This is a genomic window from Actinomyces sp. oral taxon 181 (assembly GCF_018370895.1).
Taxonomy (GTDB): domain Bacteria; phylum Actinomycetota; class Actinomycetes; order Actinomycetales; family Actinomycetaceae; genus Pauljensenia.
Genome location: NZ_JAGYZL010000005.1, coordinates 1 through 22031 on the forward strand (window position 1 = coordinate 1; position 22031 = coordinate 22031).

At 58.0% G+C, this 22031-nt stretch carries 20 protein-coding genes; 10 read left to right on the top strand and 10 right to left on the bottom strand.

Annotation, left to right across the window (positions count from 1 at the left end):
* On the top strand, positions 1-324 hold a 324-nt coding region (locus KHW85_RS03430), incomplete at its 5' end, for an LPXTG cell wall anchor domain-containing protein (protein ID WP_291458803.1).
* Positions 325-412: 88 nt separating this feature from the next.
* Here KHW85_RS03430 and KHW85_RS03435 read toward each other — a convergent pair.
* Positions 413-892, bottom strand: a complete 480-nt coding sequence (locus tag KHW85_RS03435) for an IS3 family transposase (RefSeq protein ID WP_366494647.1) — start codon at positions 890-892, stop codon at positions 413-415.
* Between KHW85_RS03435 and KHW85_RS03440 the strand changes: the two genes are divergently transcribed.
* Both KHW85_RS03440 and KHW85_RS03445 read left to right on the top strand, forming a co-directional pair.
* Positions 777-1580, top strand: coding sequence for a hypothetical protein (locus tag KHW85_RS03440; protein ID WP_291458805.1), 804 nt, complete (start codon positions 777-779; stop codon positions 1578-1580). The two genes, KHW85_RS03435 and KHW85_RS03440, sit on opposite strands and share 116 nt — an antisense overlap.
* A gap of 230 nt (positions 1581-1810) precedes the next feature.
* Positions 1811-2110, top strand: coding sequence for an iron transporter (locus tag KHW85_RS03445; RefSeq protein ID WP_291458806.1), 300 nt, complete (start codon positions 1811-1813; stop codon positions 2108-2110).
* Positions 2111-2327: 217 nt separating this feature from the next.
* On the opposite strand, the gene KHW85_RS03450 is transcribed toward KHW85_RS03445, so the two are convergent.
* From KHW85_RS03450 to KHW85_RS03470, 5 genes are all read right to left on the bottom strand, one after another.
* On the bottom strand, positions 2328-2582 hold the full coding sequence (locus KHW85_RS03450) for a DUF3073 domain-containing protein (protein ID WP_291458807.1): 255 nt from the start codon (positions 2580-2582) through the stop codon (positions 2328-2330).
* Between the two features lie 135 nt (positions 2583-2717).
* Positions 2718-3050 carry a DUF3618 domain-containing protein gene (locus KHW85_RS03455; RefSeq protein ID WP_178704360.1) on the bottom strand — a complete coding sequence of 111 codons (333 nt, stop codon included), beginning with the start codon at positions 3048-3050 and terminating at the stop codon, positions 2718-2720.
* Positions 3047-3472, bottom strand: coding sequence for a phage holin family protein (locus KHW85_RS03460; protein ID WP_178704358.1), 426 nt, complete (start codon positions 3470-3472; stop codon positions 3047-3049). Before KHW85_RS03460 ends, KHW85_RS03455 begins: the two co-directional genes overlap by 4 nt.
* A 69-nt stretch (positions 3473-3541) precedes the next feature.
* Positions 3542-4879 (bottom strand): hypothetical protein, encoded by a 1338-nt coding sequence (locus tag KHW85_RS03465; RefSeq protein ID WP_291458808.1) that lies wholly within the window; start codon positions 4877-4879, stop codon positions 3542-3544.
* Between the two features lie 59 nt (positions 4880-4938).
* Entirely contained in the window at positions 4939-5685 is a 747-nt protein-coding gene (locus KHW85_RS03470; protein ID WP_291458809.1) for a TetR/AcrR family transcriptional regulator, read from the bottom strand.
* Positions 5686-5744: 59 nt separating this feature from the next.
* On the opposite strand from KHW85_RS03470, the gene KHW85_RS03475 reads away from it, so the two are divergent.
* A complete protein-coding gene (locus KHW85_RS03475; protein WP_291458810.1) occupies positions 5745-10355 on the top strand; it encodes an acyl-CoA dehydratase activase-related protein in 4611 nt (1536 codons plus the stop codon).
* Positions 10356-10439: 84 nt separating this feature from the next.
* On the top strand, positions 10440-11426 hold the full coding sequence (locus KHW85_RS03480; protein WP_291458811.1) for an MsnO8 family LLM class oxidoreductase: 987 nt from the start codon (positions 10440-10442) through the stop codon (positions 11424-11426).
* 64 nt (positions 11427-11490) lie between these two features.
* Here KHW85_RS03480 and KHW85_RS03485 read toward each other — a convergent pair whose 3' ends face one another.
* A complete protein-coding gene (locus KHW85_RS03485) occupies positions 11491-12087 on the bottom strand; it encodes a superoxide dismutase (protein WP_291458812.1) in 597 nt (198 codons plus the stop codon).
* Between the two features lie 126 nt (positions 12088-12213).
* The gene (locus KHW85_RS03490) at positions 12214-13179 is read right to left on the bottom strand and encodes a DUF808 domain-containing protein (RefSeq protein ID WP_291458813.1); all 966 of its coding nucleotides are present in this window, start codon (positions 13177-13179) and stop codon (positions 12214-12216) included.
* Positions 13180-13325: 146 nt separating this feature from the next.
* Here KHW85_RS03490 and KHW85_RS03495 point away from each other — a divergent pair, with 146 nt between their 5' ends.
* Positions 13326-14903 carry a methyltransferase gene (locus tag KHW85_RS03495; protein WP_291458814.1) on the top strand — a complete coding sequence of 526 codons (1578 nt, stop codon included), beginning with the start codon at positions 13326-13328 and terminating at the stop codon, positions 14901-14903.
* A gap of 5 nt (positions 14904-14908) precedes the next feature.
* Positions 14909-16408, top strand: a complete 1500-nt coding sequence (locus KHW85_RS03500; protein ID WP_291458815.1) for a phospholipase D-like domain-containing protein — start codon at positions 14909-14911, stop codon at positions 16406-16408.
* Positions 16409-16419: 11 nt separating this feature from the next.
* Here KHW85_RS03500 and KHW85_RS03505 read toward each other — a convergent pair whose 3' ends face one another.
* Both KHW85_RS03505 and KHW85_RS03510 read right to left on the bottom strand, forming a co-directional pair.
* Entirely contained in the window at positions 16420-16686 is a 267-nt protein-coding gene (locus KHW85_RS03505) for a Txe/YoeB family addiction module toxin (protein ID WP_009408398.1), read from the bottom strand.
* Positions 16687-16688: 2 nt separating this feature from the next.
* Positions 16689-16952 (bottom strand): type II toxin-antitoxin system prevent-host-death family antitoxin, encoded by a 264-nt coding sequence (locus tag KHW85_RS03510; RefSeq protein ID WP_072456901.1) that lies wholly within the window; start codon positions 16950-16952, stop codon positions 16689-16691.
* Positions 16953-17228: 276 nt separating this feature from the next.
* Here KHW85_RS03510 and topA point away from each other — a divergent pair, with 276 nt between their 5' ends.
* The 3 genes from topA (at position 17229) to KHW85_RS03525 (ending at position 22015) form a co-directional block, all read left to right on the top strand.
* Positions 17229-19952 carry a type I DNA topoisomerase gene (gene topA, locus KHW85_RS03515; RefSeq protein WP_291458816.1) on the top strand — a complete coding sequence of 908 codons (2724 nt, stop codon included), beginning with the start codon at positions 17229-17231 and terminating at the stop codon, positions 19950-19952.
* A 75-nt stretch (positions 19953-20027) separates the two neighbouring features.
* Positions 20028-20771, top strand: a complete 744-nt coding sequence (gene tmk / locus KHW85_RS03520; RefSeq protein WP_233993719.1) for a dTMP kinase — start codon at positions 20028-20030, stop codon at positions 20769-20771.
* A complete protein-coding gene (locus KHW85_RS03525) occupies positions 20768-22015 on the top strand; it encodes a DNA polymerase III subunit delta' (protein ID WP_009408402.1) in 1248 nt (415 codons plus the stop codon). The genes tmk and KHW85_RS03525 overlap by 4 nt, the downstream gene beginning before the upstream one ends.
* The last annotated feature ends 16 nt before the right edge of the window (positions 22016-22031 follow it).

Genomic DNA, 22031 nt, shown 5'->3' on the forward strand with positions numbered 1-22031 from the left:
TCGACCACGACTCCGGCTCCGAAGCCCACCCCGTCCACGACGACTCCGGCTCCGAAGCCCACCCCGTCCACGACGACTCCGGCTCCGAAGCCCACCCCGAGCATCACCACGCCCGAGCCGTCCCCCTCGACCACCACCTCGGTGCCTCCCGCACCCTCAGAGTCGAATCCTCCCGCGGTTCCGCCGACCACTCCGGATAAGCCGAAGAACCCCAAGTCTTCCCTGGCAAAGACCGGTGCAGACAGCGGAATTCTGCTGGGCCTCGGAATGGCAGCACTGATCGCCGGTGGCGCTGCAGTTGCAACGCGTCGCAAGATGGGCTGAACCATCTAGCGCACTGACGCTATAACGCCGGTCCCGGTGGCGAGAAATGAACTGCGCCCCGAAACTTGGACGCGTTTAATGGTAGCTGTTATGCGGCTTCCTGTAGGGCCTGATCCCGGTATTCTGCCGGGGTCAGGCCCTTGAGCTTTACTTGGCGTCTTACCGTGTTCCAGTGCGTGATGTAGGCGTCGAGGTCGGCTTTGAAGCTCTCGAAGGTCTGCCAGTCTTGGCCGCGGAAGAATTCGTCCTTGAGGCGTCCGAAGACCTGTTCGGTGGCATCATTGTTCTCGTTATTGCCCTTTTCATGGGAATCGCGGAGAAGATATCCAGTATGCCAAGCGGCGACAACTAAGGGTCGTCGCCCGGCCGCGCCCGCCAGCGTGAAGTTGCCCCGGCCTCGGTGCCCCCTTGATAGGGTGGAGGCCTGACACGATCGCCGGACGGAGAACGCCATGACTGGCCACAGCGGTCCCGCATCTGCGCCTGACAAACGAGTGTTGCGAACGATGCACAGGCTGTCCTTGTTCTGCGCACTCACCGGACTTGCGGTGCTGATCGGGGGTTTCATCGTCCTGTCGACCTCGGTTTTTGACGAGATGAGTGCCCGTGCTCACCTCGTCATTCCCGGTGAGTCTGCGGCGATGAGAGACGATGAGTTCATCCGTTCTGTCCTGCCCATAGCCGGCGTCGCGGGGGCCATTCATCTGGCGGGTGTCATCGCCGGGTTCGTGGGGCGAAGGTACGCCGAGGAGCGCGCGGAGCTTGGGCGCTGCGCGCTGGGAGTGGGTGTGAATGCTTTCTTCCTTGGCTGCGCCGGTATCATCCCTGCCGTGGGCCTTACTGACAGCCCAGGCAGTCTCGCTGTTCTCCTCGCTGTGTGTGGCGGTGCGGTCCTGTCTGCGTGTTTCTCCCTGTTCGAACGCTTCTTTAGCAGCGCGGGTGCGAAATCGGTTGGGGTGGGTGTCGCGGGCTTGCTGATGATGGGTGGAGCGATGCTTGTCGGCCTGGTTGCGGCGGTCCACTACGTCGCTACGGCGTTGGAAGACCCGTTCTTGCCCGGCCTGATTGTCGTGGCCGTCTGCTTCTACATGTCCGTCCCGGCGGGCCTCGTCCAACTTGCGGGCTTGATCATGGGAATACGTGCGCGTCGGCGCGCTGACAGCGAGGCTGAGCGGGCACTCGCCACGTGGGGAATAGTCCTGAATGTGCCCCTGTGCTGGTGCGTGCTTTTCCTCCCCCTGCTGGTTCTCATCTGAACCTGCCCGGCGCTTTGCTGGCGATGGCCGAGGTGTCGCCTTTTCGTTGTAATATCGGGCCTGCGCTCGCCTGAGGAGGCCGTCGCTGCGCGCGCTTGTGGGGTGAGCGTGTTTTGCGTGGGAGTTGCCTTGTCGTTAGTCTCAATTCTTGAAAGACTTTTCGGTACGGGGGATGTGTGGGTTCTTCACAGTCTCCTTGCCGTATGTCGGTGCAATAAAGGAGGAACCTAATGAGCACCCCTTATCCTCAGCAGCCTGCGGGGCAGCCCGCGCAGCCTGTGAAGCGTCGCGTGTCGTACAAGCTGGCGGGCATTTTGTCTGGAATCGGGGCACTGCTCGCCGTCTCTCCCTTCCTCGCCGGGTTCGTCATTGAGCTCATCCCGGGCGACCACGGAGACGGTGGAGACGGCCTGTACTGGCTCGCGGTCGGGATGATTTTCTACGTTTCGCCGTTTGGCCTCATCCTCATCGTTGCAGGCATCGTCGCCGCTATCGTCTCAGCAGTGATGAACTCTTCGTCGAGGAGCTGATCCCGTCAGACGACAGGCCCCGCGCAGCCACCGAACTGAACTGCGCACCGGGACTGTGTTTTATCCCGGGGGCGGAGTAGTGATACCCCTTGAGTCTTCAGGGAGCTTCTCGATGCCCTACATGGCCTTACCCTGAGGTGGATACAAAAAACACCGTCAGCAGGGTGTAAAACCCGTCTGACGGTGTTTCCGTATGTCTTAAAGCGGAAGAGCTCAGCTACTTTCGCGATTGCGAGGAAGGGGACGTCCAGTAGTCCTCGTCATCCCAGTGGTCATCCTGGGAATCCTGGTCATCTTCGGCGTAATCAGCGTAGCGTGCGTACAGATCGTCTTCGTCTGACTGCTCTTCGCTATGCGTCTCATGCCCGGCTGCAAGCTCCCTTTGGAGTGCATCCAGGTCGGTGTCAGGGCTGAAATACTTCAGCTTGCGTGCGACTTTCGTCTGCTTGGCCTTTTGACGGCCGCGCCCCATGGCGTCGACCCCCTCTACTTCGGTCGGGTCCGCACAAGCGGTGCCCTAGGTGTTCAAAATGTTTCGTGGGAACATCATACCTAAAAACGATGCCCGATCCCCACCCGAAGTGTTGGATGGGGCCAAATTACGCCTTCAGCGGGAGTTTCGAGAAGCCGAACGCCTCACGCGCGAAGTAATACGCCACGCAACAAGACCGACAACCGCCACGACAGAGCACGCGGCAATTCCCAGAGTACGAATCGCGTCAGTGTCACCTTCTCGTGCCAGTTCCCAAGTTGAGCGAGCGCGTTCCTTCAGCTCTTCAACCTTTGCCTGAGCATTCTGCTTTGCCTGCTCAATCTGGTACGAAGGGTGAAGTTGTGTCACAAGCTGATCAACCGTGTTGGTGAGCTCAATACGCGTCATACGTAGCTGGGCTTCAATCTCATCTGCGCTCAGGTCCGCTGGAGTCTGCTCGTTGCTCACTTTTGGGCCCCTTTCTTCACGGCATCCACATCTTCCTTCAGGCCCTGCTGGGGTGCGGGAATGTGCTGGCTGGACTTCTTCAGCTTCGAGATGCCAACCAGAGCGAAGATGATCACGATCAAGAAGATCACCCCGCACACAATGAGTGACGCTGCCCAAGCGGGAAGGACCAAAGCCAGCGCAAGCTCTGCGCTGTGCAGAAGCCATCCCAAGCCGTAGAGGGCGAAAACGCCCGCAACAGCAAGTGCGATGATCCCCGCTTTTGTGAAGTTGAGGAAGGTCATCGCCTTGGTCTTCGTCAGTTCAATTTCTCCGCGGATGAGCGTGGAGATTTGCGCCGTCATACGGCCGAAAAGCTCGCCAATGCTGGGGGGTTTGGGCTCAGACGGAACCTGCCCCAAAGAGGGACGGTAATTACTCATACCTTCATCGCTTCCTACGAAGATGGGCACCGAAGTGCAGTCACTCTTTAATTTTGACACGAATACGTGTCACTTAGCATCCGACTCGGGTGCAGAATCCTCATCCGGTATTACCGAACCGGGGAGCTCGCCCAAGATTTTTTGTGCGTGTTCGATCAGTGCGAGTTCCTCGGGGCTTGCCTCAGAAGCGGCAGGTAAATCTTCGTTCAGTTGTTCTTTGAGTTCATCACCCAATGAAGCGCGCGCCTGATCAATGCGATGGAAACGCTGTGCCTCAGCAATTGCGGCGAGAGCAATCTCTGCGGTCTCAGGATTGTCATCCCACTGTGAAGTCACTGGCTCGGGGAGCGGAGAGTCTGCTGTGCGCACAACCCGAGTAGTCAGCGGGTGCCAATTGGGCGTAATCGCGGGCTCCTCTTCCTCGATCTCCGAGGCCGAGCTGGATTCCTCGTGACTGCTCTCCTTCGCAGGGCGGGCTTCCTCTTCTGACGCCTCGTCGTTTTCGTGGGGAAGGCCGGGGGTGCCTACCGCGGTGCCGACGCCGGCGGGGGAGTTGGCCTCGTCGCTGGGGGAAGAAGGGGGAAGAATCGGATCGCCCGCGCGTGGGATCGGTCCAAGGTAGGAGGAAGGGTCTTCGTTGATCGCCTCGTAGGCCATGGAGATGAATTGCGCATCAACCTTTTCGGTGTCTGCGGCGACCGTACTATTCGCAATGATGAGAAGGCGATCGGCGCGCTCGGCAGCTTGAGCAAGATCGGTAAAGAAAACAACACATGCGCCGCTGGAACGCAGGGGTGCGAGCGCATCGAAGAACTCGTCAAGGAAATCACCCTGGTCGACATCGGCGGGAAGGTCACTGATAATCACCAGATTTGCGCGGTACACGATCGCGCGCAGCACCTGAAAATCCAGCAGTTTAGAGGCGGAAAGATCACTGGCGGAACGCGTGAGATCAATGCCAAGGCGAGAGGCTGTTGACTCGATGACCTCGGGATCAAGGGTTTGCCCCATCGTTGCGCACGGAATCACCAAGTTTTGGAGGAGTGTGAGGGAGGGGTTGAGGACTTCGTCCGGGCTGATCAGGGTAGTCCTGCTGCCCGTGGGCATCCACACCGAACCTTCATCAAGCGGGCTGATGCCAGAAAGGACGCATGCGACATGATGGCGGCGTGCAGCCTGGGGGTCGAAAACAGCAACCGTTGAATCGGCGCGGAAGGCAAGATCTGAGCGGTCGAGGTAATGGGCCTGGGTTGAGGGATCAATAATGGTTGCACTTCGAGCGAAGTAGACGACTTTGCCCCCAGCGGTACCGGCTGCGGTGCCCTTACGCGTTTGCCACCAGTGACGCTTGGGTCGGGGGGCGACAAATGCTGCGCGTTCTTCAGCAGTGGGAGCGTGAGTTGTCATGCTCCAATTGTGCCAACAGCCTTGCGAATTGATGCCGCGCGCGCGCCGGAAGTGGCGTTTTATTGCGGAAGAAGTGAGGCGAATATGTGATCGATGCGCTGTTGTAATAGAGGGGTCAGGCTTTCGTGGATGCGCTGACGAGGCATGGTTGCCAGAGGCTCCAGAGCAATGATGTAGCGCATGGTGACTACGCCGTACAGCATGGAAAGGACGATCTCGAGTTCCTCGCCAAGGCGTCGAGCACGTTCAGGGTCTGCGGCAAGGAATTGACTGATCTGCTCTAAGACATCGCTGCGGATATACGTGCGAAAGCGCTGAGAGGTTGAGGTATCGGTGATCAGTGCGCGCATAAGCGCTAAGAGGGTGTCTGAAGTGAGCGTGTGCTCATAGAGGTCCAGGATGTAGTCGACTAGGCGTGTGGCCGCTCCCTGTGGGCCTGGGGTAAGAAGCGCGATGATTTCCGAGGCCGGATCGAGGGGAAGATCCATGCAGGCGCGGAATAGTTTCTGCTTAGTCCCGAAATAGTAGGTGATGAGCGCGGGGTCGCATCCGGCTGCTCGGGCGATTGAACGCAGGGTTGTGTGGTCGTAGCCCTGAGAGACGAATTCACTTCTGGCGGCAGCGATGATGTGCTGTTTGACTTCGCCGCGGCAGGCGCTGGGGCCACGGTGGATTTTAGATACAGATGATGTTGCGTTATTTGAATCAGAAATTTCAACACCTGATGAAACTTCAGGGTTAGTTGTCAGGGAATCTGAAGGCACTTTTCGCTGTTTTTCCGCCCTTGGTTGATGCATCGTCGCCATGAGCTCAGTCTAATTTCAACAGTTTGGAAATTAGAAATCAGGGACATAGCGTGCCCAACATGGATACGCAGATCATTGAAGGCTCGCGTCTACACGTCGAAAGCACGCCCGAGCACCCGTGCCAGCTTGGTATTGACGTGGGGTCAACGACGGTCAAAGCCGTTGTCTTGGATGGCAATCGCATCCTCTTCTCCGACTATCGTCGCCACAACGCAGACGTTCGCGCCGAACTCGGCCACCTCCTTGAAGACATCGAGGACATTTACCCGGGATTGGTCGTCCAAGCCGCGATCACCGGCTCGGGTGGTTTGACGACCGCTCGAGCAATGAAAATCCCCTTCGTCCAGGAAGTCATCGCAGGAACGGAATCCACTCAGCGACTCCACCCAGAAGTTGACGTCGTTATCGAATTGGGTGGTGAAGATGCCAAGCTCACCTACCTTCACCCCACCCCTGAACAGCGAATGAACGGAACCTGCGCGGGTGGAACCGGAGCCTTTATCGACCAGATGGCCACGCTTCTCCACACCGATGCTTCGGGGCTCAATACGCTGGCCGAAGCACACACCCAGCTTTACCCCATCGCCTCTCGCTGCGGTGTCTTTGCGAAATCGGATATCCAGCCACTGATCAACCAGGGCGCCGCGCACGAGGACCTCGCGGCCTCGATCTTCAGCGCGGTCGCAACCCAAACGATTGCCGGCCTTGCCTGTGGCCGCCCCATCCGCGGAAACGTCATGTTCCTTGGCGGCCCGCTGCACTTCCTCCCTCAACTTCGCGAGGCCTACAAGACTCTGCTCCCCAAGGCAGACTCCTTTATCACCCCGGAAAACGCGCAACTGTACGTCGCAATCGGGGCCGCGCTCTTGGCCTCGAAAGAAGCAAAGAAACGAGGCGAAGAAGAAGGAAACGCGCTCGAGCAACTGATCGACCGCCTCGCCACCGCCCACGTCGAGGCTGAATCTCCGCGCATGCGGCCCCTCTTCGCGACCCCAGAAGAGAAGGAAGAATTCGTCCAGCGTCACGCACAAGAAGTCATTCCGAAGGCTGATCTCTCTCAGGCACGCGGGCGCTGCTGGCTCGGAATTGATGCGGGTTCAACCACTATCAAGGCTGTTCTCATTGACGAAGATGACCGTATTGTCTTCACCCACTATGCCTCCAACGAAGGTGACCCCGTCGCTGCAGCGGTAGAAATTGTCCGAAGGGTCCGCAGTGAACTGCCCGAAGGCACCGTGATTGGCCGATCCTGTGCAACCGGATACGGCGAAGGTCTGGTCACCGCAGCGCTCACCATGGACGAGGGCGAAATCGAAACAATGGCGCACTATCGCGCCGCGGAATTCATCCAGCCCGGCGTCACCTCGGTCATCGACATCGGCGGCCAGGACATGAAATACCTGCGGATCAAGGATCACGCAGTCGATTCCATTTCCGTCAACGAGGCCTGTTCCTCGGGATGCGGTTCCTTCCTGCAAACCTTCGCGCAGACCATGGGAACCGATGTGCGAAACTTCGCGAAAATGGCCATGGAATCAACGAATCCCGTGGATTTGGGAACGCGCTGCACGGTCTTCATGAATTCCTCGGTCAAGCAGGCGCAAAAAGAAGGTGCGGACGTGCGCGATATCAGCGCCGGTCTGTCCTACTCCGTCGTGCGAAATGCCCTGTACAAGGTCATCAAGCTCAAGGATCCCTCGGACCTGGGCGAACGCGTCGTCGTCCAGGGCGGAACCTTCCTCAACGACTCGGTGCTTCGCGCATTCGAGCTGCTCACCGGTCGCGAAGTTGTTCGCCCCGATATTGCCGGACTCATGGGTGCTTACGGAGCGGCGCTCACGGCCCGCATGCACGACAGCGGCGAAGGTGAGTCAACACTCGCGCGTGTGGAAGACCTCGAAGACTTCCAGGTCGAGACCACGCGCAAAACCTGCCGCCTATGTCAAAACCACTGCCAGATGACGATCTCGACCTTCTCCAATGGAGAAAGGCATGTGTCGGGTAACCGTTGCGAGCGCGGGGCAAGCCTCGAAAAGGTTCCACGCAAGTCGGACCTTCCCAACCTCTATGACTGGAAGTACAAGAGGATCTTCGGATACCGACGCCTCACCGAAGCCAAGGCATTCCGTGGAGACATCGGCATTCCCCGTGTTCTGGGCATGTACGAGAACTACCCCTTCTGGTTCACGATGCTCACCGAGCTCGGTTTCCGCGTGATGATTTCGGGTCGAAGCAACCACGAGCTATTCGAGCAGGGAATGGAATCGATCCCTTCCGAAAACGTGTGCTATCCGGCCAAGCTCGTCCATGGACACATCGAATCCCTGCTGGACAAGGGGATTACAACGATTTGGTACCCCTGCGTTGATTTCGAGCAAAAGCTCACCGACGCGGATAACAACTTCAACTGCCCGGTCGTTGCAACCTACCCCGAAGTCATCCGCAACAATATGGAACGCCTGAATGAGCCGGGCGTGAAGTTCATCAGCCCCTTCATCAACTTCGGCAACCGTGATTACCTACCCGCCCACCTCGTGCGCACCTTCGCGCAGTTTGGCTACGACATTAGCGTTGAAGAAATGACCCGTGCACTGGATAAGGCGTGGGAAGAAGACGCCGCGGTCAAGGCTGAAATCAAGGAAAAGGGCCGCGAAGCACTCGAGTGGATGCGCGAACACGGAGTGCGAGGAATCGTCTTGGCGGGCCGCCCCTACCACCTCGATCCCGAAATCAACCACGGTATTCCCGAGGTCATTGTCGGACTGGGAATGGCTGTTCTGACCGAGGACTCCATCATTGACCAGCGCCTGGAGCGTCCTCTTCGCGTGCGCGACCAGTGGTCCTACCATTCACGCCTCTACGAGGCCGCTGCCCGCGTGGGCGATGAACCTGACCTTGAGATGGTTCAGCTCAACTCCTTCGGTTGCGGCGTTGACGCAATCACCGCCGACCAGGTTCAAGAAATCCTCGAGGGGCGGGGCGACGTGCACACGGTCCTCAAGATTGACGAGGTATCGAACCTGGGCGCTGCAAAAATCCGCCTGCGTTCCCTGGAAGCTGCGGTTTCGGAGCGAGGAACCATGGCCTCGGGAACGATCGACACCGCGGTGCACGAGGACCCGGCTTCGGTTGCCGCGCGCGAAGAATCCGAGCAGGTCAAATCTGGACACATCGAAGCGCGAGCTGTCTTTACCGAGGAAATGCGCGATGCGGGATACGAAATTCTTGCCCCGCAGATGTCGCCTATCCACTTCCGTTTCCTTGAGCCGCTGTTCAGGCGTGCGGGGCTCAATGTCCGAGTCCTTGAGCACACCAGTCGTCAAACCATGGAAACGGGTTTGAAGTACGTCAACAACGACTCTTGCTACCCGGCGATTGTCGTCATCGGTCAGCTCATTGACGAATTTGTGTCGGGTCGAGCAGATCCCGATAAGACCGCGGTCGGTATCACTCAGACGGGTGGTATGTGCCGTGCAACGAACTATGCCGCACTGTTGCGTAAGGGTCTGCGTGATGCGGGATATCCGCAGGTCCCGGTCATTGCGCTTTCCGTTCAAGGACTGGAAGATAACCCCGGCTTTAAGATCGGAATTCGCCATATCCACAAGGCGATTCAAGCCTTTGTCATCGGTGATGCGATCCAGTCCATGCTTCTTCGCGTGCGTCCTTACGAGGCCGTGCCCGGAAGTGCGATGGAACTGTACCGCCGCTGGGATCAGATCGTGCGCGAGTGGGTCGTGAGTGATCGCTCTGAGACTTTGGGACGTGTCGGCCCGACGGGTCTCCTGACGGGGCGGCTGCGCTATTCGACGCTGATCAAGCGTTGCGTTGCTGAGTTCGACGCCCTGGAATTGCGTGATATTCCGCGTAAACCTCGCGTTGGGCTGGTGGGAGAGATCCTTGTGAAGTTCCACCCCGATGCGAATAACCACGCAGTTGACGTCATCGAGGCTGAGGGCTGTGAGGCTGAGCTTCCCGGACTCATGCAGTTCTTCCACAATTCGGTTGCGACCGCGGAGTGGGACTACGAGAACCTGGGGATCGACGGCAAACAGCGCAAAATCTTACCCATGGCTCTGTGGCTGCTCAAGAAGTATGAAATCCCAGTTCACAAGGCTTTCGAAGAGACAAATGGGAAGTTCGAAGCCCACCGTGACATCGAAGAGATGATCTCGCGCTCGGAGGACATTGCACGCCTTGGGAACCAGGCCGGTGAAGGCTGGTACCTGACGGCGGAGATGGTCGACATGATTGAACACGGATGCCCGAACATCATCTGCGCACAGCCTTTCGCATGTCTACCGAACCACATTGTTGGAAAAGGCATGTTCCGCGCGCTGCGTAACCGCTACCCGCAGGCGAATATCGTCGCTGTCGACTACGATCCGGGCGCCTCGGAAGTCAATCAGCTCAACCGAATCAAGCTGATGCTGGCAACCGCTGTGCAACAGCACAATGCCGCCGAGCGCGATGGTGAAGACGATGGCGTGCTGCAGTTGGTCGGGATCGATTTCGATACCGAAGACCTGGGCGGCGAGGCCGTCGCTGGTGCCTCCTGTGGTGGTTGCGGGTGCGGATCCGGTGGTGGTTCCTCTGATGGCGAGGGACACCGCGTGGTCGGCTTGGGCATGCCCGCGATTCCGCCGAGGCGGGGTGCTGCTTTCCGCTGAGGTAAGTGTGAGCTTTCCTAGCGGAATATTCTCACGAATAACCGTGTTTAAGTAGCGGATATTTTCTGAAACGGAAGGGTAACAATGCGCCTCTCAGCACTGGAACAGGTTCCGCTTTTTAACGGCTCGACTCCGCATCAGGCACTTGAAGACATGGTGTCCTTGGCTCGCGGACTGGAAGAATTGGATTTCCATCGCTTCTGGATCGCAGAGCACCACAACACACCGGTCTTTATGTCCTCTGCCCCTGAGCTGGTGATGACTCACCTTCTGGACCGGACCTCGCGAATCCGTATTGGTTCGGGTGGCGTGATGGCCATGCACCAGGGAAGCTTGCAGATGGCAGAAAAGTTCTTCACCCTGGCAACTATGTTCCCCGGCCGTGTTGACATGGGATTGGGACGTGCCCCCGGCGGTGACATGATCTCCGCCCGCGCACTCAACCAGGGGGCAACGATTGATCCGGGGGCGATCAATGCTCTGATCGATGAAACTTTGGCTTTCATGCGAGGAACCCTGCCCGAGGGACACCCCTACACCTCTGTTGGTGTCTACCCGCGCCCCGATGAGCTTCCCGAACTGTGGTTGCTGGGTTCTTCAGGTCAGAGCGCGGCCTGGGCGGGGACTCGAAACATGAACTACGCCTACGCGCAGTTCTTTAGCGGTCAACAACAGCCCGAGGTCATGGACCATTACCTTGCACACCTGCCCGAAAACCTGGGTGAGGGCCAAGGGCAGACTCTTTCCGCGCTCGCGGTGAGCGCTGCAGAAACTGAAGCAGAAGCCCTAGAACAAGCACTTCCCGCCTTGAGTTTCCGTATGTGTTTACGACTGGGACGCCCCGTGCGATTCCAGCGCCCCGAGCAGATGAACGCCGAAGATCGAGAGGACGCACTGCGATGGGCACAACGCGATCGTTCGATCATCATCGGTACCTACGATCAGGTTGCTCAGACGATTGCGAACTTTGCGCGGAATCACCGCGTTGATGAAGTCATGCTGATTAGCTATATCGCTGATGTTCAGCAAAAGCTCACGCAATACCGAGAGCTCCAGACACGTCTTGGATAACTCCCGTAGATAAGGTTGTGGCCCACGCCTTCAGGCGGGGGCCACAACCTTTAAAAAGCAGTGATCACAGGGCTGCTGCGAAACGCTGTGCGACGTTCTCCCAGTTCACAACGTTCCACCAGGCCTTGACGTAGTCGGCCTTGACGTTGAGGTAATCCAAGTAGAACGCGTGCTCCCACATATCCAGCATGAGCAGCGGAACAGTTGCAACGGGGATGTTGCCCTGCTGATCGGTCAGCTGGTAGGTCACCAGGCGCTTGCCCAGGGCGTCCCATGCGAGCACGGCCCAGCCGGAGCCCTGCAGACCAAGAGCTGCGGCAGCGAACTGTGCCTGGAACTTCTCGAAGGAGCCGAAGAATTCGTTGATGGCGTCGGCCAGATTGCCTTCGGGGCGAGAGGCGCCGTCACCGGTCATATTCGTCCAGAAGATCGAGTGGTTGGTGTGACCACCCAGGTTGAAAGCCAGGTTCTTTTCCCACAGGTTGATTGCGGCAAAATCACCGGCTTCGCGGGCTGCTTCCAGCTTCTCCAGTGCAGTGTTTGCGCCGGCCACGTAGTTGGCGTGGTGCTTGTCGTGGTGCAGCTCCATGATCTTTGCAGAGATGTGGGGCTCCAGTGCCGCGTAATCGTAGGGAAGTTCAGGAAGGGTGTAAACGCTCATCGGTCTCTCCTTACACTTAGGGGTTGATACCCCAAGCCTAGTACTTAAGTCCCTATGTGTGAGTACAGAGGTGGGCGAGTTCACTCAGCGCTCATTGCGCCACGCAAAAGGGGAGCGGGCAAAGGCTCAGTGGCCTCGGCCTCGGCGGAAAAGGTGGGAAACCCCAACGACAACTCCAGTGATCAGCGAGCCGAGCACAATGCCAAACACTGCTGCACATGTGGTCTCAACGAGCCAGCCAAGGAAACCGCCGCCCGAAGCGAGCGTATGCTCGATCGTCGACACCACGTTGTGGAAGATCTCGACGCCCACCTTCGCGAGGTTTTCGATGACCAAGTGGCCACCGACCCACAGCATTGCAACCGTTCCAACAACGCCGATTGCGTTGAAAACCTTGGGCATCACGCGCACAATTGCGCGGCCGATATTATCCGCGGGACCGGGGAGATTATCGTCCGGATGAGTCGCGCCCTTGGCCAAGCGAAGCCCGAAATCATCCATTCGTACCAGGACCGCAACGATCCCGTAGACAAAGAAAGTCATGAAGAAAGCGACCGCGATGAGGACTGCAACGCGCATCGACATGGACTCGGTGCTCAGTCCGTCCATAGAGACCAGCATGATCTCCGAGGAAAGAATGAGGTCCGTGCGCGAGGCCGAAGAAATGATGCTTTTTTCGAGGTCTTCCGCGCTTTGAGGAGCCGTGTCTTCGGCTGAGCCTGCGTGTTCGGGAAGCCAGTGCAGGGCCTCGAGAACCTTCTCGCCGCCCTCAAAACACAGGTAAGCGCCACCCGCTATCAAGAGGAAAGGCAAAACCTGCGGCGCAAACCACGTGAGCACAAGCGCGATAGGCAGAATAACGACCAGCTTGTTGATCAACGAGGCCTTGGCGATTTTCCCGATAATCGGCAGCTCGCGCTTGGGGGACAGCCCGGAGACGTACTGCGGAGTAACAGCGGTGTCGTCGATGACGACGCCAACCGCTTTGGCCGATACCTTCACCGCGCTCGATGCGACATCGTCAATAGACGAGGCCGTGGCTTTTGCGAGGGTCGCAATATCGTCCAGAAGTGCTACCAGTCCGCCAGACATCCACTCATCCTTTTCCTTGGGGACACAGGCATTCTAATGGGGGAGGTGAAGGATCTGCGCAGTGGGGGAGCTCGTGGGAATATGTGCCTGAGAACTTGCGTGAATAAGTCGACGCAGATGCAGGTCAGGCGTGAGAAAGTAATGCTATGACGGAATCACTGATTGACACTCTTCCCAGTCCGACACCGGGATTGGAACCCGGACTGATCGCCCGCTTGGCCGCAGACCTGGGTAGCGCCGGGTGGAGTGTCGACGCGATGGAGACCATGATCAGCCCGGTGGCGCGTGCTGCGCTCATGCGTAATCAAAGGGTTCCGGCACTTCGCGAACTTCAGCGGAAAGATACCCCCGCTGCGGTATTGACGCGCTTCTTTGTCTTGGGCTGCGCGGAAAGTGGGGATGTTCTTGCGCAGGCACTGCCCACTCTCGGGGTGCGTGGCGCGGTCGACCTGGGATTGATTTTTCCCGCACTCGATGCGAAATCACCAGAAGGACAGCAACTTTTCAAAGCAAATTACGACCTGCGTCCTCACGCGGCGCAGCTTCAAGGTGGCCTCAAAAACTGGTGGATCCTGTCGGACCTGGGTGAAGACGTGACGGGTGAACCCATTCGCCCGGACCACGTTCTGGGAATCGGCGGGGCAACGACCTCTCTTTTGAAGGCGACGCTTCGAACTCCTGTCGAATCCGCCTTGGACCTGGGGTGTGGATGCGGAATCCAAGCCTTGTATTTGGCCACACACGCTACTCGCGTTGTCGCAACAGACCTGTCGGCGCGAGCCTGTGAGATCACGCGCTTCAATGCCGCGCTCAATGGCGTCGAATTAGATGTTCGCCAAGGATCCCTCTTTGAACCGGTCGAAGGCGAAGAATTTGATCTGATCGCCTCGAATCCGCCCTTTGTTATCACTCCAGATTCACTGCGCACCTTGGGGATTCTGGAATACCGGGATGGTGGAATGAGCCGCGATCATCTGGTGCGCACGGTGATTCGGGAAAGCCCGAACTACCTCAAGCCCGGCGGCGTGACGCAACTCCTTGCGAATTGGGAGATTCCCGGACGATTGGGACACCCTGACGACTGGGAAAATGTCGTGCGCTCATGGGTCAAAGATCTTCCCGTCGACGCATGGATTGTGCAGCGCGACAGGCTTGATCCCACGCACTATGTTGAAATGTGGCTTCGCGATTCTGGTCAGCAATTGCATCAGCGCGAAGACTACGAACGCGAATACGCCCAGTGGCTTGATGATTTCGTTCAGGCAGGAGTCGTCGAAATTGGCATGGGCATGGTCGCCCTGCGAAAGCTCGAGACGCCGCGCCTAGGGGGCTGCGAATGCGATGAGCTTGAAGGGGGAGAATCCCCATCCGGCGAAGACGTTCAGCGCGCGCTTGCATCCTTGCGGCTTCCCGAGGATCTCGCTGGCCTTCACCTGTGCTTTGCTTCCGATGTGACGGAAGAACGGCATTTCCTACCCGGGGCACAAGACCCCTCCGCCTTGGTTCTTCACCAAGGGGGAGGACTTGGACAATCGGTTGCCTCGACCACTGCTTTGAGTGCCTTGGTTGGTGCTTCAGATGGCGAGCTCAGCGTCGGTCAAATCTGCGGGGCTCTTGCAGCCCTATTGGAATGCGATTCCCGGCAGCTTCAGGACGAACTCTTCCCGCAGGTGCGCACCTTAATTCGTTGGGGATTCCTTCGAGTCGAATCAGACCAGGAGTAACTGCGATGCCTCTCCCCGCGCCTTTGACGCATCAGCCACCCCTGTGGCTGTGGCTCCTTGTCGGGGCTATTGACCTAGCGATTCGATTGATTGCCTTGGGCGTAGTCCCGAAGCGGAGGCGCGCATCCACGTCAACCGCGTGGCTTTTGCTCATTTTCTTATGGCCAATTGTTGGCGTCCCGCTATACCTATTTTTCGGTTCATGGTGGGCCATGGGCAAAGCTCTACGATCGGATCCGGCGGCGCACCAACTGGTCAAGGGAATCTTGCGCGGTGATAGTGGAGGCGAAAGAGGCCTCGTTAATGACGGAATGGATGAGCGCACAGCCTCGCTGATGCGGCTTAACCAAAAACAAACCTCTTTCCCGCCCAGCCATGGGCGTGTTCTGCAGCTTCTTGGCGATACTGACCAAGCTTTTGAAGCGATGGCCCGCGAGGTCGATCAAGCGACTCATCACGTGAATGTCCTGTACTTCCAGACCTCGTGGGATCATTCCACTGATCCGCTCTACAAAGCCTTGGTTCGTGCCTGCGCTCGCGGGGTCAAAGTTCGACTGCTGATAGATCATCACGGGCTTCGCACTATTCCCGGATGGCGTGGTTTCAGTCGAATGCTCGACGAGTCTGGGATCGAATGGCACCTGATGCTGCCCATGAGCATCTTTAAAGGTCACATTCGACGTCCTGACCTGCGTAACCACCGCAAGCTGCTCATCATTGATGGCCAGAAAGCCTTCATCGGTTCGCATAATTTGGTGGCATCAGACTATGACACTCCTGCCTACCAAAAGGCGGGAATTGAATATCACGATACTTCCGTTGAAGTAAGCGGTGCAGTGGTCCGCCAGGTTCAAGCTGTTTTCGCTTCAGATTGGTTCTACGCCACCAAACAGGAGCTTTCGCTTGAAGAACTTAATCTTTCCGTAGATGACGAAGCACATGAAAACGCCATGGGGCAACCGATGCAGATCATTCCATCAGGCCCCTCGTATCCCTCAGAACCGAATCTGCGGATGTTCATCTCGATGGTGTCACAGGCTCGGCAGCATGTATCTATTGCCAGCCCGTACTTCATTCCGGATGAACCCCTGCTTGCCGCACTCACCGGCGCGGCAATGTCAGGAGTTCGCGTAGACCTCTACGTTTCAGAGCAATTCGACCAATTCTTGGTAGGACATGCTCAGCGTGCGTACTACGAGTCTCTTTTGATCTCCGGAGTGAATGTCCATCTTTATGTACCGCCTCATATGCTCCACTCGAAGTACGTCGTGGTTGATGGGGAGCTTGCCGCAATCGGCTCATCGAATATGGATTACCGATCCTTTGGCTTGAACTACGAAGCCATGCTTTTGGCTCAGGATCCTTATCTTGTCCAACTTCTGGAGGGGAATAACAGGCGAATCGAAGCATCTTCGCGACTGCTCAGCCTTGAGGAATGGAAGGCGCTTCCCTGGTACAAGCACTACGTCGATAACATCTGCCGTCTGGGTAGTGCGCTGCTCTAAAACCGCGGGAGCTACTGGCCGTAATGGTAGCGGCAGGAGATGATCCAGAGGGTTTTACCGTCGTCACTAATCTGGTAGATCAGGCGGTGACGTGAGTCGATTCGACGTGACCAGTACCCCGAGAACTCGTAGCGGAGGGGTTCAGGTTTGCCAATGCCCTCGTTCCCGTTGCGCTGGATGTCCTTGATGAGTGCGTTGATGCGTTTGAGGGTCTTGCGGTCCTCAAACTGCCACCAGACATAGTCGTTCCAGGCTTCCTCGTCCCACGTGATGTGCATGGTCAGTCCTCGTCGGGCTCAACGAGGTCGTGGACGACACCCTCACCAGCGCGGTGACGTGCGATCGATTCGCGCAGGTGGCGGGCGTTTGCGGGGGACTGCATGAGGTAGACGGTCTCCATGAGGGACTCGTACTCGTCAAGGGCCATGATGACGGCGCTCTCGTGGCCTTGGCGGGTGATGATGATTTCTTCGCGGTCGTTGACGACCTGATCGAGGACCTCGGCGTAGCGTGCGCGCGACTCGCTGTAGGTCATGGTCTTCATGGGTGCTCCTCTGCTCTCCTATGTACAGAATATTGTACGGATTCTTATGGCATGTCTCTACTTGGCTTTCTGTCGATGGATATGGTGCGCGCCCGCCCGCAAGACGCCGGTTAGGCCTCGGGAATTATCCACAGAAGACGCGCGGGAAAGCACATCGGTTCCCGGAAAGCCCCGTAACGCGGTAAGGTCCTACCCAGTGGTACTCCGGCGGCGCTCGCCAACGGAGGACCAGCAAAGCGTGCTACAAATACGAGGTAGCAACGGAAGGGACAAACAATGGCAGCGACCAAGCTGGTGATCGTGGAGTCTCCCGCCAAGGCGGCGACGATCGAAGGATACTTGGGACCCGACTACCATGTGACCGCCTCGATCGGTCACATTCGCGACCTTCCGCAGCCCTCGGAGCTGCCCGCCGACATGAAGAAGGGCCCCTACGGGCGCTTCGCCGTCGACGTCGAGGACGGATTCACCCCTTACTACGTTGTCAATCCCGACAAGAAGAAAAAAGTCACCGAGCTCAAGAAGCTCCTGAAAGAGTCCGACGAACTCTTCCTGGCAACTGATGAGGACCGCGAGGGTGAGGCTATCGCTTGGCACCTTCTCCAAGTTCTCAAGCCCAAGGTTCCCGTGCGCCGCATGGTCTTCCACGAAATCACGAAGGAAGCAATCCAACGCGCTCTGGAAAATACTCGTGAGCTCGATACGGACCTTGTTGACGCCCAAGAAACTCGCCGAATCCTTGACCGCCTCTACGGCTACGAAGTTTCGCCGCTGCTGTGGCGTAAGATTCGTCCTTCCCTGTCCGCGGGCCGCGTGCAGTCGGTTGCGACGCGCTTGGTTGTTGATCGCGAGCGCGACCGCATGGCGCATGTGAGTGCTGAATACTGGTCGATCGATACCCAATTTGCCGCTTCGGGTCAGTCTTTTGGCGCAAAGGTTTCGCATATTGACGGTTCTCCCGTTGCAACCGGTTCTGACTTTGATGAAAACGGTCGCCTTTCCGCGAAGGCCAAGAAGAACGAGGCCTTCCACCTAGGTGCCCATTCCGCGCCGCTCTTCGCCGCAGCGCTCGAGGCCGCGCGTGATTCCGCTATCGATTCCGTCCAGCAGAAGCCCTACCGCCGCCGTCCTGCAGCTCCCTTCACTACTTCGACGCTGCAGCAGGAAGCTTCCCGCAAGCTTCATTGGAATGCTTCTTCGACGATGCGTACCGCTCAGTCCCTGTACGAGTCGGGCTTCATCACCTACATGCGTACCGACTCTACGGCCCTGTCCTCGCAGGCCATCAGGGCTGCCCGCCAGCAGGCTAAGGAACTTTATGGGGCCGAGGCCGTGGCTGAGAAGCCGCGCATCTACGGCACCACCTCTAAGGGTGCGCAAGAAGCTCACGAGGCCATTCGCCCCGCTGGTGATCACTTCCGCACCCCCGCGCAAGTTGCCTCGGTTTTGAATCGTCAGCAGCTTGCACTTTATGACTTGATCTGGAAGCGAACCGTCGCTTCACAGATGGCCGATGCCCTTGGCTTTACCGCAACCATCCGCGTACGTACCGATGTCGAGGTCGAAGGTCAGCATCACGCAGTGCTCTCCAGCGCCTCGGGAACGGTCATTACTTCCCCCGGCTTCCGCTTGGCCTACCAGGAAGGTCAGGACAAGGGACGCTACGACGCGGAAACGACCGATGCTGAGAAGACCCTCCCTCAGGTGAGCGAAGGGGAAGTCGCGCTGCTTGAAGAGGCGCAGGCACAGGGACACCAGACTCAGCCCCCAGGCCGCTACACCGAAGCGACCTTGGTGAAGACCATGGAAGAGCTTGGAATCGGTCGCCCCTCGACCTATGCGGCAACGATTCAAACCATCGGTGATCGCGGCTACGTCACCCACCGAGGCCAGTACTTGGTTCCCACCTGGCTTGCCTTCTCGGTCACGCGACTGATGGAAGAAAACCTGTCGAACCTGGTTGACTACGACTTCACGGCATCGATGGAAAACGATCTGGACCAGATCGCTGCGGGAAGCGAAGATCGACACGAGTTCTTGAGCACCTTCTACTTCGGTGCAGACGGTAAGGGCGACGCTGACGGCCTGAAGTTCCAGGTTGAATCCCTGGGAGACGATATTGATGCCCGCGCGGTGAACTCCATTGACATGGGAAATGGCGTCACCTTGCGAGTCGGCCGCTACGGACCCTACATGGAGAAGGCCGATGGGACGCGCGCAAATGTGCCGCCCGAGGTCGCTCCCGACGAGTTGACCGAAGAGAAGATCACGGAACTCTTCGCGCTTGCTGCAGATGATGGACGCGAACTGGGAATCGATCCCGCAAGCGGACACATGCTGGTTGCAAAGAACGGCCGCTACGGTCCCTACGTGACGGAAATTCTGCCCGAAGAAACCGAAGGAGCGGAAGCTTCTGAAGACGGGAAGCCCGCGAAGAAGACGCGGAAGAAGGCTGCGGCAAAACCGCGCACGGCCTCCTTGTTTAAGTCGATGGATCTCGCGACAATCACGCTGGAAGACGCGCTTGCGCTGCTCTCGCTTCCGCGTGAAGTTGGCGTTGATCCCTCTGACGGTGAGGTCATCACCGCGCAAAACGGTCGCTACGGCCCGTACCTGAAGAAGGGAAGCGATTCGCGCACCCTTCCCAGCGAGGACCAGCTTCTGACTATCACCTTGGATGAGGCGCTGGAGATCTACTCTCAGCCCAAACAACGAGGCCGCGGGGCAGCAAAGCCCCCGCTGCGTGAGTTCGGCGCTGATCCGGTGTCGGGGAAGAAGGTCACCGTCAAGGACGGTCGCTTCGGTCCCTACATCACCGATGGTGAAACCAATGTGACCGTTCCTCGCGCTGAAACCGTCGAGGATCTGACCGCTGAACGCGCGTATGAGCTGCTTGCAGATAAGCGCGCGAAGGGTCCGGCTCCCAAGCGCACCCGCAAGTCGACTGCAAAGAAGACAACAACTCGACGCACAACGAAGAAGACTTCGGCTAAGAAATAACGAGAAGGAATTTTCTTTCGCCCACCCGCTGCCAAAATGGACGCAAATGCGGGTGGGCACTGTCAAGATAGAGACATGAGATCAATGGGTAGTGGTGCACAGGCGGGGCGCGGACTCTTCATCACCTTTGAAGGTGGTGATGGGACCGGTAAAAGTACCCAAATTCAGCGGGTTCGCCAGTGGTTTGAAGAACGCGGACAACAGGTGGTTGTCACGCGAGAACCCGGTGGAACAGAGCTGGGGACGACTCTGCGTCAATTGGTTCAGAACGGACCGGAAGATGTTGACCCACGCACCGAAGCGCTGCTGTATGCCGCTGATCGTGCCTACCATGTCGCGACCCTGATCAGGCCGGCCCTTGAACGCGGGGAAATTGTTCTGGTCGATCGCTACATTGACTCGTCTTTGGCCTATCAGGGAGCTGCGCGCAGCTTGGGTGTGGATGAAATCCGCAGCCTGTCCATGTGGGCAACGGGAAGTTTGCTCCCCGACCTCACTTTGCTGATTGACGTTCCACCGGAAGTTGCCGCCAGGCGTCGCGGGGGAGAACCGGACCGAATGGAACGCGAATCTATGGAGTTCCATGAGCGCGTTCGTCACCAGTACTTGGCGCTTGCGGACTCAGAAGCGGATCGTATCGTCGTCATCGATGGTGTGGGAACTGAAGATCAGGTCTTCAGTGAAATTCGCGGAGTTCTGGAAGAACGTGTTGATGCGGCATTCCAGGGATTGCCTGAAGAAGCTGCAGAAAATGCCAAGCCCGTTGAATCTCAGGCAACGCTCTGGGCTCTTCTGGAAGAGGATGGCATTCTTCTGTGAGCGTTTGGGATGAATTGGTCGGCCAGGAACACGCCCTGGCGGTATTGCAACAGGCGGCTCAAGGCGCCCGAGCAATCGTTGACCATGCCCAAGAGGCACATCCAGGTGCGGACACTTCCGGCTCCGTGCGCGCAGATGCTTCGTCGCTCACTCAGCCCACAGATGACCCATCTCGCTCAATGACCCATGCGTGGCTCATCACCGGGCCTCCCGGTTCGGGGCGTTCGGTTGCGGCAATCGCTTTTGCAGCGGCCCTCCAGTGCACCGGAGAGTTCCCCGGATGCGGACAGTGTCCAGGATGTCGGACCACAATGGCTCGGACAAACGGTGATGTCTCAATCCTCACCACGGAATCCACGCAAATTCGTATCGATGAGGTTCGCCAGATCGTCTTGCGCGCACAGACTGCACCCTCGCAGGGGCGTTGGCGGGTCATCGTCATCGAAGATGCTGACCGCATGATGGAACGCACAGCGAATGTTCTTCTTAAGGCAATTGAAGAACCGCCAGAGCGCACGGTCTGGCTGCTCTGTGCTCCCAGTGCAGAAGACATGATCACCACCATTCGTTCGCGGTGCCGGCATCTGGGACTGCGAATTCCAGATCCGCATGCCGTCGCGGACCTTCTTGTTCGTCGTGATGGTGTTGATCCTGCGGATGCGCTTTCTGCAGCCCGCGCAGCCCAATCGCATATCGGCTTGGCTCGGGCCCTTGCCAAAGACCCCAAGATGCGTCAGCGTCGCCGGCAGATCATCACTGCCCCGGCACAGGTGCGTTCTGTTGGTGAAGCGGTCTTTGCCGCAGAGGACCTCCTCTCCATTGCAAAAACTCAAGCAGAATCCCAATCTGAAGAACGCAATGCCCGCGAAAAGGCCGAACTGATGCGCCAATTGGGAATGGAAGAAGGCCAGAGTCCGGCCTCGCATCAGCGCGCACGTATCCGTGAACTCGAAGAAGACCAGAAGCGGCGCTCAAAGCGAGCCATCCAAGATTCTCTCGATCGAGCCCTCGTCGACCTCTTGGGAATCTATAGGGACGTTCTCCTGCGTCAATTGGGAACGGATCAAGAGCCAATCAATGATGACTGCCTAGATCTCATCGACCAGCTCTGCGCTCAATCCACCCCGCAGCAGACCATGAAGAGAGTCCAAGCGATTGAGGAAGCTCGAAAGCGCCTGACAACAAACATGTCAGTCCCTCTGATTTTGGAGTCGATGGCACTCTCACTTCGACCGCAGGTCTAGACATCGAATAGGGTAG